The 11891-nt window shown below is 40.7% G+C and carries 12 protein-coding genes and 1 pseudogene; 6 read left to right on the top strand and 7 right to left on the bottom strand.

Going from position 1 to position 11891, the window contains the following annotated elements; genetic code table 11:
- The first annotated feature begins 338 nt into the window (after positions 1-338).
- Complete coding sequence (locus tag F9802_RS09255) at positions 339-1004, top strand: phosphatase PAP2 family protein (protein WP_152151188.1); 666 nt, start codon at positions 339-341, stop codon at positions 1002-1004.
- Positions 1005-1050: 46 nt separating this feature from the next.
- Here F9802_RS09255 and F9802_RS09250 read toward each other — a convergent pair whose 3' ends face one another.
- The 6 genes from F9802_RS09250 to F9802_RS09225 form a co-directional block, all read right to left on the bottom strand.
- The gene (locus tag F9802_RS09250) at positions 1051-1737 is read right to left on the bottom strand and encodes a class I SAM-dependent methyltransferase (protein ID WP_152151186.1); all 687 of its coding nucleotides are present in this window, start codon (positions 1735-1737) and stop codon (positions 1051-1053) included.
- 84 nt (positions 1738-1821) lie between these two features.
- A complete protein-coding gene (locus F9802_RS09245; RefSeq protein WP_152151184.1) occupies positions 1822-2592 on the bottom strand; it encodes a carbon-nitrogen hydrolase family protein in 771 nt (256 codons plus the stop codon).
- 164 nt (positions 2593-2756) lie between these two features.
- On the bottom strand, positions 2757-3530 hold the full coding sequence (locus F9802_RS09240; protein ID WP_152151182.1) for a YwqG family protein: 774 nt from the start codon (positions 3528-3530) through the stop codon (positions 2757-2759).
- A 259-nt stretch (positions 3531-3789) separates the two neighbouring features.
- The gene (phaC, locus tag F9802_RS09235; protein WP_152151180.1) at positions 3790-4878 is read right to left on the bottom strand and encodes a class III poly(R)-hydroxyalkanoic acid synthase subunit PhaC; all 1089 of its coding nucleotides are present in this window, start codon (positions 4876-4878) and stop codon (positions 3790-3792) included.
- Positions 4879-4956: 78 nt separating this feature from the next.
- The gene (gene fabG, locus F9802_RS09230) at positions 4957-5739 is read right to left on the bottom strand and encodes a 3-oxoacyl-[acyl-carrier-protein] reductase (RefSeq protein WP_152151178.1); all 783 of its coding nucleotides are present in this window, start codon (positions 5737-5739) and stop codon (positions 4957-4959) included.
- A gap of 53 nt (positions 5740-5792) precedes the next feature.
- On the bottom strand, positions 5793-6230 hold the full coding sequence (locus F9802_RS09225; RefSeq protein WP_152151176.1) for a poly(R)-hydroxyalkanoic acid synthase subunit PhaE: 438 nt from the start codon (positions 6228-6230) through the stop codon (positions 5793-5795).
- A gap of 267 nt (positions 6231-6497) precedes the next feature.
- On the opposite strand from F9802_RS09225, the gene phaQ reads away from it, so the two are divergent.
- From phaQ to fabG (F9802_RS09210), 3 genes are all read left to right on the top strand, one after another.
- Positions 6498-6920, top strand: a complete 423-nt coding sequence (phaQ, locus tag F9802_RS09220) for a poly-beta-hydroxybutyrate-responsive repressor (RefSeq protein WP_152151175.1) — start codon at positions 6498-6500, stop codon at positions 6918-6920.
- 143 nt (positions 6921-7063) lie between these two features.
- Positions 7064-7573: a hypothetical protein gene (locus F9802_RS09215; RefSeq protein ID WP_152151173.1), complete on the top strand. Its 510-nt coding sequence runs from the start codon at positions 7064-7066 to the stop codon at positions 7571-7573.
- Between the two features lie 227 nt (positions 7574-7800).
- The gene (fabG, locus tag F9802_RS09210; RefSeq protein WP_152151171.1) at positions 7801-8541 is read left to right on the top strand and encodes a 3-oxoacyl-[acyl-carrier-protein] reductase; all 741 of its coding nucleotides are present in this window, start codon (positions 7801-7803) and stop codon (positions 8539-8541) included.
- 291 nt (positions 8542-8832) lie between these two features.
- Here the strand turns inward: fabG (F9802_RS09210) and F9802_RS09205 are convergent.
- Positions 8833-9045 (bottom strand): annotated as a pseudogene (locus F9802_RS09205) (DUF5412 family protein); the annotation flags it as partial.
- A gap of 125 nt (positions 9046-9170) precedes the next feature.
- Between F9802_RS09205 and F9802_RS09200 the strand changes: the two are divergent.
- Entirely contained in the window at positions 9171-10436 is a 1266-nt protein-coding gene (locus F9802_RS09200; RefSeq protein ID WP_152151169.1) for a DUF3221 domain-containing protein, read from the top strand.
- Between the two features lie 163 nt (positions 10437-10599).
- On the top strand, positions 10600-11889 hold the full coding sequence (locus F9802_RS09195; RefSeq protein WP_152151167.1) for a M20 family metallo-hydrolase: 1290 nt from the start codon (positions 10600-10602) through the stop codon (positions 11887-11889).
- The last annotated feature ends 2 nt before the right edge of the window (positions 11890-11891 follow it).

The raw sequence follows: 11891 nt of genomic DNA, 5'->3' as shown, positions 1-11891 counted from the left end.
ATTCAATTTTCAACTCTCCCGGAGAATTTTTTCAACATCACCTCAAAGGAGCAAGCAAATGACAACTACTCCAATTAATTGCCTATAATGGAAGGTGTTTATTTGTCTTGCAAACAGAAAAAACATTTTAAATTTAGAGACTGATAGGTGCCCGGCTATGAGCCAATGTAAATCAAAAGAAGCTCTAATTAGAGCTTCTTTTGATTTTCTTTATCACCTTTGTAAAATAAGCTTGCCTCAACGTGTGAATAAACTTATATATTTTGAAACACAATGTTAATGTATTTTGTCAGCCAGTAAAACATTCGGCTAATTACCTAGAAGGGGGTTGCTTATGTATGGCAACTAACGAAAGCGATGGGAAGCTGAAGAGGGCTTCAGTGGTCATTAGTTTAATATTGCTTATTGGATTGGCGTTCACTTTTAAACAGCCATTATTAGTAAGATATGATGTGAAAATAATTCTGTTTTTTGAGGGGATTCGAACAGAATTTTTAAATGATTTCTTTTTCTTGTTTACTGAAATTGGATCGATAAAAGTCTTACGCCCTTTAGCTGTTATCGTTTCAGCCTTTTTATTGATGAAAAAGCGTTATCTGGAAATCTTCTTTTTCCTACTGGCATTTTTGGGAGTCAGGGGAGTTAATTACTTGCTAAAACAAGCATTTGAAAGGGAGCGCCCTTCATTTAATTCAATTATTGAAGCTGGCAGCTACAGTTTTCCGAGTGGACATGCGATGAATTCTACGGCTTTTTTTGGCTTTTTGTTTTACTTGTTTATACATATTTTGAAAGTTGGACAGAAGCATCGGCTAGTATGGTTAACTGTAACGATTACGATTGTGGTATTAATTGCAATAAGCAGGGTTTATCTTGGTGTGCATTATCTTACTGATATTGTGGCCGGGGCCTGTGGCGGTTTATTGTATCTATTTATTGTTATTTATTTGTATAAGCTTTCATCACGCCATATGAGACAAGAAGAGGGAAAGGGGACTTCTTAAAAGTCGAAGTCCTCTTTATTTAAACCTCTGAACGGAACTATTTGCCTTACATGTAACAAATCCACCCGCCAAAAATGGCGGTTTCGAAAAAGCGGGTAATTCGCATGAATCCCGCGTCAGCCAGCAGCTCTTTGATTTTCTCTTCTGACAGAAGAGAAAGGTTCATGATGCTGTTGGCCATCTCGTCCACTTCAGCCGGGGAAGTGCCGGCGTCCAGCCAGAAGCTTTTCCAGAGGTTCATTCTTTCCTTGAACTCGTCTTCTCCAGGATCCCCGTACATTGTGACGAGCACGAACGGAGCATTCGGCTTCAAGTGCTTGGCAGCTGTTTTTAACAGTTCTGTTTTTTCTTGTTGATCGTGAATGAAGTGGAGGACGAGCAGGCAAGTTGCCGCGTCAAACTCTGCCGTTTCCGTGAGCTCACTGACAGTTCCTTGAATGAATTGTACTTGTTCTTCTACATTTAACAAACGCACTTTTTGCTTGGCAGCGTTCAGCATGTCTTCCGACGGATCCACGCCAGTCAATGTCCACTTCGGATTAGCCGGTGCCCACACGGAAAGCTCTTTCCCGCCGCCAGCACCGATGACGAGGATTGAAGCATCATCCTTTAACTTTGCGCGCAAAAAAGATTGAATTACCTTAAACAGTTGATCATATGTAGGCAACGATTGACGAATGCCTGCTTCATAATGAGCTGCAATCTCAGAATTAAATTGAAAATCTTCAGCCATCTCTAAACCACCTTTCTTATTAATATTACTGCTGTGATAAGCGTATTACGAACAGAGGAAGCAAAACTAGAGTGCGGCGTCTCGTTATTCCTCAGGCAGATAGTCAATTTCAAAATCAGGAGAAATTAATTCCATCTTTTCTGCGTCCCACTCAAAAGTTAGAATGGCAGATTTGACAGATTGGTGTGACAGGAGATGTTTGCCATTCTCAATCACTAGACTTTTCGCTCCCCAAAAAGTAACTGTCTCATCTTCCCCCGTGCGATTACAAACAATGAAAGGCAGACCGGTTTCTATTGAACGCTGCTCCCACTCACCACTTGGTTCATGTAAGCCTGGCCCCCAAGCAGAAGGAGCGATGATCATTTCAGCGCCTTTAGTTAATAAGGTGTCAGCTACATTTTTCGTGTAAGCATCTGCACAGATCACTATCCCAACTTTAATGTTTTCCAAATCGATCGGTTCAATGATAGTGCCTGAATGTGACCAATCATCCGTAATGCTGGAGATTTTCCGCTGTCTTCCTATTAGTTCTCCATTCCGGCTGATGACAAATACGGAATTATAAAGCTCTCCATTAGCAGAGGACTCGGGACATCCAAGAAATACATTTGTATTCAGAGACTTCACTAAAGCAAAAAAACGGGTCATCCATTCGTCGGGTTGCTGCTTAATCCAATCAGTTCCAATCTTTTTGGAAAACTGTAGTCCGCTAACAACTAATTCCGGTGTGATAATCCAATCAACATGTTTAGCTGCTGCGAGTTGCACAGCTTTTTCAATAAGATTTCGATTATAACGAATATCGCCGGCAACAGGCAATAAGTGCAACAATACTATTCTAATTTTCTTCACTAAACTGTCTCCTTCTTAAGCGTTCAAATATTCTTCTGTAAATATAATATTACTTTGTTTATTTGCCGAGATATAAGTTTTCAAGTAAAACAGACCTATTAAATGATAACAATAAGTTTGCGATCATCAATATAGGTTAAGCTCTTGAAAGAGAAAGTATGTTCTCAATGACATTGAAAGCTGAACCACGAGCGGTCAAAGCGCTTCTCGGCTAAATCTCGCTTGCTGATGCAATAATAAATCATACCGCAATCACCCCACATCACATCGAGATTCTCTTCATCGGAATCGACTTGCAGCAGCAAGACCATTTCATCTTCTTCTGCTCCGACATAATCACATACTTCTTCGAACACTTCTCCCTGTACGGATACAGGCAAGCCAAGCATTTGGTGTTCCGATTCTTCGGATAAATGCCATTCATCGTGAAGTTCTTCAAATTTTTCTTCGTCTTCATCTGTCTCAAGGAAAATGTAAGGCAGCTTATCTTGAATAGAAAACGCCATTTTACACTGCGGATATGATACTTTAGCTCGCTCCACTAGACGCAACTGTGCCGTGTCGCCGTCCCAGTACAGCACTCGCCAGCCGTCTTTTTGATCAGGTTCACCGAAAACTACATCGTCGTCTTCTTCCCAATTATCATAATAAAAGAAATAGAGGATGCCTTCTTGAGGGAGCGGATTGCCGTCGAAAGCAAGAGCAGCGAGCTCTGCCAAGTTCACTTGTCCGATAAAATTCAATGGAATGTTTTTATATTCGGGATACGCTAATGATTCCGGCAAATCCGGCGCACCGCCAAACTTAGACGTCCCGGCCGGCAGGAAAGCCGCCGCTTCCGGAGTGATGGTCACACACTCATATACGCTGTCCATGATTTCCTGTTTTGCGTGACCCAACCCGTGTTTTTCTATTAAAGTCGATGAATTTTTCTTCATTTGATCCCCCAGAATAAGAAGTTTTATATTTGATTGAATACTTATCTTGTGTTTCCCACTATTCTGATAATAACATAGGGAACGTATGTTCGTCTACCTGAAAGTTGGATTATTGGTGGAAAAAGACAAAGTTAAAAAGTAGTTTCCGGTACGGGCGGAACTGACATCCAATCTTGTTTGAAGGGGGATGGCGGGAAAACCTGATAAAAGAACCCCCTCTAAATAGAAATTAGAGGGGGGTTACTAGATTAAGAAGTATTTATTTAGAGTGTTCTGTCAGCCAGTTTTCAATCGTTGGATACGTTCGTTTAACGGCTCCGCCGCCGACTAGTAATGAAACGTGTCCGGCAGGCATGACGTGATATGTTTTGTCGCGACTGGATACTTTATCCATTAACGCTTCTACTTGCTTAGGCGTGGCAATGTGATCATGCTGTGCCGCGATGTTCAAGATATTCGCTTTAATACTGCCTAATCGGACGTGATGTCCCCGGATTACTAATTCATCGTTGATCAATTTATTTTTTTGGTAAAACTCACCGATCCACTGTCTGTACGCTTCACCCGGGAATGGAATGCCGTCATGTACCCATTTTTGCAGCAACGTCCATCCCTTAATAAACTCTTCATTATCCGCATGGTCGGCAAGCGAAACAAACGGACCGACGTAGTTCGCAATTGGTTTTAACAATTTATTGCCAAAGTCGATCGTTTCCGGCGGAACAATCCCGAGCGTATCGACCATTTTATCCAAATTGAAGTAACGTTCGTCCAGCCAATTCGTATAGAGACCCAAATCAGCAAAATCAAAAGGACTCGTTAAAAAGATGAGATTACGGATCGGCAGCTCAGGGTGAAGAGCTGCAAAAATAGAAGTCATCGTTCCGCCCATGCAATAGCCGAGCACACTGATTTCATCTGCACCGGACGTCCGCAGCACTTTTTGAACAGCGCGCGGGATGTAATCGAGCACGTAATCATCCAGCTTCATGTGGCGGTCTTCATAACCAGGCGTACCCCAATCCAAAAGGTAGACGTCATGACCTTGGTCCGTCAAGTATTCTATTAAACTTTTTCCAGGCGTTAAATCCAGCACATACGGTTTATTAATCAGTGCGTAGACCATTAAAAGCGGTACTTTGTTCGTCTTTGCTTTTGCCGGCTGATAACGGTAAAGCTTTGCCTTGTTTTTTGTCCAAATCACTTCTTTAGGCGTTTGGCCTACTTGCGGCTCAGGGTCTTTCGTTAAAACCTCCGAGACGCGCTTAAAGCGATTGTAATTTTTTTGCATCTCTTCAGGTATCAGATCCACCCATGCTTCCATTTCTTTTGTACGATCGTAAATCATGGAATTCCTCCTTCATTTAACCGAGCTTTACAAGTGTATCAACTAGCGGATTCCTATAAAGGAAGTCTCGCACAACAATTACATATATGCACCGCCGTTTACATTAATGCATTGTCCTGTAATATAATCGCTGGATGCCAGGAAGATAACAGCTTCGGCGATTTCTGATGTTTTGCCTAAGCGTTTCATCGGAATTTTTGAAACGATCTGCTCCAAAATGTTTTCTGGAATGGCCGCGGACATTTCCGTTTCAATATAGCCTGGGCAGATGGCATTGACCGTCACACCATTTTTCGCTGTTTCCAAAGCGAGAGATTTAGTGAAGCCAATCATTCCTGCTTTTGAAGTAGAATAGTTAGTTTGTCCAAAGCCGCCTGCCTGGCCGATAATCGAACTGATATTAATAATGCGGCCGTATTTTTGTTCAAGCATCGTATTAATAACAGCGGATGTTGTATGGTACACACTATTAAGATTGACGTTCAAAACTTCGTGCCACTCTTCTTCACTAAGTTTGCGGAACGTGCGATCTCTCGTAATGCCGGCGTTATTAATAAGGATGTCTACTCTGCCAAATTGGTTTTTCGTCGTTTCAACTAACTGCTTTGCTTCTTCTAAATTGCTTACGTCCGCTTTGCAAGCTATAGCCTTTCCGCCTAAACGATCAATATCTTCAACTAAAGCTTCTGCGTGTTCCGCGCTTGAATTATAGTTAATGACAACATTTGCTCCTTGTTTAGCCAGCTCTTTCACAATCGTGGCACCAATTCCACGGGAACCTCCTGTTACAATCACAACTTTGTCCTGTAATTTAAAAGTCTCTTCATTTTGTTGAATCATTTCTTTTTCAAGAATAGTCATTTACGTACACTCCCTTAATGTAGTCTTTTAGTATTTGATATGTAACGACGCGTTTATTTTTGCACTTCAGAAGAAACTGGAGGAGCTTTTTTTTCATTTTGCTGCAACAATTTTAGGATTTGATCCATTTTTTTATCCAGTTTCGAAACACTTACTTTCAGCTTGTTAATTTCAGCTGTTGAAGGGTTGGTCAGGAGTTCATCTTCGACTTTTTGGTCAAGATTTTCAATTTTTTCTTCGACGTTAATGATGAGGGAAGCGACACTGGAAATTTCCTCGCGAGTCGGCATGTTTATTTGCTTTAAATAATTTTCAGTCGTTTTTTGAACGAAACTTTGATATTGCAAGAAAGCATTTTGATAATTGCCAAGCCATTCGGAAAAAGCTTCTTTTTGCAATGTTTCATGAATGACATCATTCAAATTGGCTTCTGTTTTTTCGTACATGTTTTTCCAAAGTGCGAATGGATCAAGCGTTGTTTCTTGTGTCAACAAACTTCAGCTCCCTTTAAAAAATTATTGATCTTACCTTTTATAAAGTCTTTCCTAAATAAGCATAATATAAATTTTAATCGCGCGACCCTAAAATAAATCGTTAAATTACTTATAAAATAGACTGAAAATGACAATTAAATTAAAAATATTCAGAAAGCATGACGCATTTTGTCAAAATTTGTTGTTGATGGAAAAGTTGACAAAGATAACAGATAGGTGTAAATTACACATAAAGGTACAACACCTTTCGAGGAGGTGAAAGTTATGGCTTCAAACGACAATCACTCGAAGAATGTGAATGAAGAAAAGAAAAATGTAGCAGGTACACCGAAAAATTTTATTGTTCCAGTAGTTTTATTGCTTTTAAAGGATTGGCAAGGACACGGCTATGAGTTAATGCAAAAGCTGACTCAATTCGGATTTTATTCGATCGACCAGGGGAACTTATATAGAATTCTCCGCCAGCTTGAAAGGGATGAGCTTGTCACTTCTGAGTGGGATACATCAGCAGGAGGACCGGCTAAACGTATTTATTCCATTACTTCAGCGGGCGAGCAATATTTACAGCTCTGGGCAGATTCACTTGGACATTATCAAAAAATGCTTGATCAATTTTTCAACATGTATAGTCAATTCTTTATTCCTTCGGGGTTCCATTCAAACGAAGATAACAAGAAGAAAAAATAGACTCAGCCTCTTAGACTACACACCTAAACATTTGAAAAACTTAGCCAATATCCATCCAATTAGTTTGGTGATTGTATAAGTTTTTAATAAAGGTTCATTTTCCATATAAGTTAAGAAAAAGTTAATGTAACGGAGGGTGTTAAATGGAGACGAAAAAAGATGCAGTTTATGCGAGTGATTTGATTTTGGATGGCTGGTTGAACGGCTTGAATGCGCTTTGCTCTTTGCAAGAGGAAATGGAAAAACAGCCGCTGCAGGCATTTGAAAGCCAAAAAGAATGGATTCATTCCATCCGCGGCCAACTCTCGCAGTTGGAAGACCAGTCAAAAACAATGACAACAGAGTGGATCGCAACTGTTCAAGAGACAGTGAATAAGACTCAAAAAGAGCTAGGTGGAAAAAACGATCTTAAGTGGCCGGCACAGCTTGAAGAGATTGGACATAAAACGCAAACTCTTGCCTTTAGTCCGAGTAAGAAATCTCTTGAACTGCTATTGAGATCACAGGCTCAATTAGAAACGGCATGCAAACAAACGCTTGATCAGCAGCAGCAAAATCGCTCAGAATACTTACAAGTGTTTGAGGGATTGGTTGATCAGGTGAAACAAACCCAAAAAGAAGTGTTGAAGCCGTTTGATTTAACAGTTAAGTAGTCAACAGAAGCGGAAAGTTTCCCGGGCGACCGGGAAATTTTTTGTGTTTAAAGTTATGAAAGATTATTGGCGAAAATTCCCCAGTAAAATTAGTGAGTTATAAAATATGTGCATATAATGAGTTTAGGGATTTACTGCCAAAAATGATGATCAGGAAAATTGATCTAATAATAATATCAAACCTTTCATACTAGTGTTGTGAGGGTTTAATAAAAGGAGATGAGAAAATGAAACTGAAGGGTAAAACAGCGATTGTTACGGGAGCGGGACAAGGAATTGGAGAAGCAACGGCAAAGAAGTTTGCGTCTGAAGGAGCGATCGTCATTGCTGTTGATTTAAGGAAAGAAGGACTCGAGAAAGTTGTAGAGGAGATTCGAAAAAATGGCGGCCAGGCAATTGGAGACACAGTGGATGTAACGAACCGTGAAGAGGTGCAGTCATTAATTAATTTTACCGCTGCTCAATTTGGCCGTGTTGACATTGTCGTCAATAACGCGGGCATTACACAAGACGCGCAATTATTGAAGATGACAGAAGAGCAATTTGAGGCGGTCATTGATGTAAATTTAAAGGCGGTATTCACCGTTGCACAAGCAGCCGCAGCCGTGATGAAAGAGCAAAAGAGCGGCGTCATTTTGAATGCGTCGTCTATTGTTGGGACGTACGGGAATTTTGGCCAGACTAATTATGCCGCATCAAAGTGGGGAGTCAATGGCATGACGAAAACATGGGCGAAAGAACTGGGGAAATACGGCATCCGGGTAAATGCGGTGGCTCCAGGCTTTATTAGAACCCCGATGACAGAGAAAATGCCGGAAAAAGTATTGGAAATGATGAAAGAGAAATCGGTTTTAGACGATCTTGGTGACCCTGAAGATATCGCGAACGGTTACGCTTTTTTAGCGTCTGATGAAGCAAAATTTATCACAGGAACGATTCTCAGCATTGATGGGGGCGCTGTTATTTAACTAGCTGAGAAGTTGAGAGGAAGACGGCAGCCCAAATAAAGGTATTTAAAAAGAAAAGGCCGCTCCAAAGACAGTTATTCACTGACTTTGGAGCGGCCTTTTCTTAAATAAATATAGCGGCACGGTACTACATTGTGCACTTGTTATTGAAATTTATGCATGGCTGCTATGGCTTTCTGTGCGCCCACGATCAAATTATACAAAAGAGAATTTTGAGAAAACACCAACTTTCTTATTTTCGTTTGTAATCTCAGAAGTGAATGTAAAACCTTCAGCCACTTCAAACAAGTATTATTGGTTCCTAAAATCATATTTATCATGAGGGACATTAAGAGTATGCCCGTTAATGACGACCGTGTCATTGTCAATCCAATCGATATTGGCTGTCTCCTCCCGATAATTCCAATAAATATTTCTACTTGTATTCTTTTCTTCATTAAACACTAATTCGCCGCGAACAGCGTATGAAACGGTCGCACCGCCATTTGTTACATAAGCCTTCAATTTAACATTAAATAAGGAAGTGTAATCCAAATTTTGCTAAACTAGTAGTGAAGGAGAACGGAGAAGAAGGTTATAAAATGCAGTGGAAAAATGATTAATCTGCCATTTCGAGAGGAGAATAATGTATGAAAAAACCAATAATGATGATATCGATCTTCTTCCTTTCTATGATCCTTGCCAGTTGTCAAATGGCGGACGGGAATAAAACGAACGGAAGCAATAATGGCCAAATTCAAGAAGAAAAGTGGCCCGCGCTTAAAACGGTAAGCGGCAGAAAAATTATCGCTGAACTGGAACAAACAACGACTGACACAAAAATACGGAACGAAGCGTTTGCGAAAGTGAAGGAAAGTGAAGAACTGAATAGAGGGCTTTTCGGTAAAAACACCCCAGAGTTACGGGAAGATTTAGGTGTTCAGTGGATTGAAGCCGAAGCGGCAATGCAAGCAATTGAAAAGATTTTTGGCGGCCATGGGGGAGTAAACGATGTCGGCGTTATTTTCTCAGAAAATCAATCGTCCGGTGCGGATCAACCGGGGTTTTGGTTAGGTATTAAAGAACCGGATGAAAAAGTAACTGAATTTGTCGAAGAGCTCCAAAAACAAGTAGACGAAGGGAAGATTCTAGCAAAATACATTTATATTTTTCAGAGTGAATTTACCCAAAGCGAAAACAATGAACTAATGGATCGAGTGTCTGCTGCAGTGAAAAAAATGGCAAGCAGCCATGCGACTCCAGACCGTGTTTCATACGGAGTATCAGTCGATACAATCACAGGCACAGTAGAAATCTCACATGATTTTTTGACGGATAAACAAAAAGAAGCGATTCAAAAGCAGTTTCCTGATCATACGTTTTCTATCACACAAGAAGGTCGGTTAGTGGCCGGACTTGGTGAAGCAGATATCGAGTATCCTAAAAAGAAAATCACACGCACACTATCAAAAGAAGGTGCGTATGTGATGAGCGTCTCAGAAAGTTCCATGCTAGTTGTCGAAGCCACCCCAATGGATTTTTCAGCAACAGGAGGTGAAAGTAATTTCTATTCGGCGGTTTCTTACAGCTTCCCTAAAGCGGATGAAAAAGTAGAGGTGGGCCAGCGTGTGCTAGTTGAAGCATCCGGTCCAATTATGGAGTCTTATCCCGGGCAAGGTTCAGCAAAATATGTAGAAGTGCTGCCGACGTATCAACCTGAAAAGGCTGATTTAACAGAAGCGGAAGTTGTGCGTCAAGCAATCAAACAATCAAAGAAAGAGGGCGGATTTGTACTCGCTGTCAGCCACATTGCATTTGACGTGAAAACAGATCAATGGAAGGTAGAATTCACGCAAGATCAAGATGTGTTCGAGGTTGTTGTGGATGATAAAAGAGGGGAGCTCAGTGACAACTGACTTGGAGCAGCTGTTACTGTTAGACTATAATCAACAGTTAGTGTTCGATTGTTTTAAATAACTTTATTGTTAAAAATGTTGAGCAGAGGATACTATGAGGTTATCGTTAATGTTCAGTAGTTCAAAAAGAATGTAATAGAAAAGGAAAATGAAGGTGAACACTATGAATGGACAGGAAGTTTATACTCGATTGATTGAAAATTATAATGAAAGCGGCTTGTCCCGTTCGGGGGTTAGTGGTAAACGCCTAGCGAGTCGGATTTCTGATATATCAGAAATAGGTAGAACTGAAGAAGGTGGATCCCATCGGATTGGTTTTTCAAAAGAAGAGAAACAAGCAAAACAGCTTGTGATGAAATGGATGACCGAAGCCGGATTGGAGGTAAAAGAAGATGGAGCAGGTAACGTGTTTGGAAGGCTGGAAGGCAGAGATAAACAACTCTCTGCTCTTTTATCAGGTTCTCACGCTGATACCGTTCCAAATGGTGGCCACTTTGACGGAATATTAGGTGTGTTAGTTGCGCTTGAAGTTGCGGAAGCGTGGAAAGAAACGGGGTATATACCGGAATATCCATATGAAGTGGTTATTTTCTCTGATGAAGAGGGAGCGAGATTTAATGACGGTTTTACCGGGAGTCGTTCTATGACTGGAATTGTGGATATGGAGAAACAAAAAAAGTTAATTGATTATGAAGGCAACAGCTTTGAGAAAGTGCTTAATCAGGTGGATCTTACAAGCGAACAATTTTTTTCTGCTAAAAGAGATTTGAAAGAGATTGAGGCGTTTATCGAGGTACATATTGAACAAGGCATACTCCTCGAAAAGTCTGATATACCTGTTGGCATTGTGAGCGGCATTGCAGGTCCGAGTTGGCTGGAAATTACTTATAGAGGTACCGCCGGGCATGCGGGGAACACACCGATGAATCATAGAAACGACGCTTTAGTTGCTGCAGGGGAGCTTGTTTGCCATATTCCATCTTTGCCAATGAAGGTAAGTTCAACGGCGGTCGCCACTGTTGGAAAGATGGAGGTAAAGCCGAATGGTATTAATGTCATTCCTGGAGAAGTCACCCTGTTTGTTGATATACGTGATATTTATGAACATACACGGGATGAATTAATCAAGTTAGTTATAAATGCGGCAGAAGATATCTCTAAAAAACACAAGATAGAATCAGAGTACAATGAAGTTCTTAAAATCGAACCCGTTCCAATTAAGGAAAAAATGATGGAGAAATTAAAAAGATCTATCGAAGCAAAGGGTATTGAACCATTTTTTTTACCAAGTGGTGCCGGTCATGACTCTATGATTCTCGGACGCTTTATTCCGACAGCCATGTTGTTCGTCCAAAGCAAAGACGGTATTAGTCATAACCCACTTGAATGGTCCTCTTTAAATGACTGTGTTCATAGTGTTCACGTGTTAAAGCACTTTCTCGAAAATTATTAGAT

The organism is Bacillus aerolatus (genome assembly GCF_009183655.1).
GTDB lineage: Bacteria > Bacillota > Bacilli > Bacillales > Domibacillaceae > Pseudobacillus > Pseudobacillus aerolatus.
This window is presented reverse-complemented; position numbering and strand designations above follow the sequence as displayed.

Coding starts and splice junctions, on each gene's coding strand:
- F9802_RS09255 (WP_152151188.1), top strand. CDS start 339: ATGGCAACTAACGAAAGCGATGGGAAGCTGAAGAGGGCTTCAGTGGTC.
- F9802_RS09250 (WP_152151186.1), bottom strand. CDS start 1,737: ATGGCTGAAGATTTTCAATTTAATTCTGAGATTGCAGCTCATTATGAA.
- F9802_RS09240 (WP_152151182.1), bottom strand. CDS start 3,530: ATGAAGAAAAATTCATCGACTTTAATAGAAAAACACGGGTTGGGTCAC.
- phaC (WP_152151180.1), bottom strand. CDS start 4,878: ATGATTTACGATCGTACAAAAGAAATGGAAGCATGGGTGGATCTGATA.
- fabG (WP_152151178.1), bottom strand. CDS start 5,739: ATGACTATTCTTGAAAAAGAAATGATTCAACAAAATGAAGAGACTTTT.
- phaQ (WP_152151175.1), top strand. CDS start 6,498: ATGGCTTCAAACGACAATCACTCGAAGAATGTGAATGAAGAAAAGAAA.
- F9802_RS09215 (WP_152151173.1), top strand. CDS start 7,064: ATGGAGACGAAAAAAGATGCAGTTTATGCGAGTGATTTGATTTTGGAT.
- fabG (WP_152151171.1), top strand. CDS start 7,801: ATGAAACTGAAGGGTAAAACAGCGATTGTTACGGGAGCGGGACAAGGA.
- F9802_RS09200 (WP_152151169.1), top strand. CDS start 9,171: ATGAAAAAACCAATAATGATGATATCGATCTTCTTCCTTTCTATGATC.
- F9802_RS09195 (WP_152151167.1), top strand. CDS start 10,600: ATGAATGGACAGGAAGTTTATACTCGATTGATTGAAAATTATAATGAA.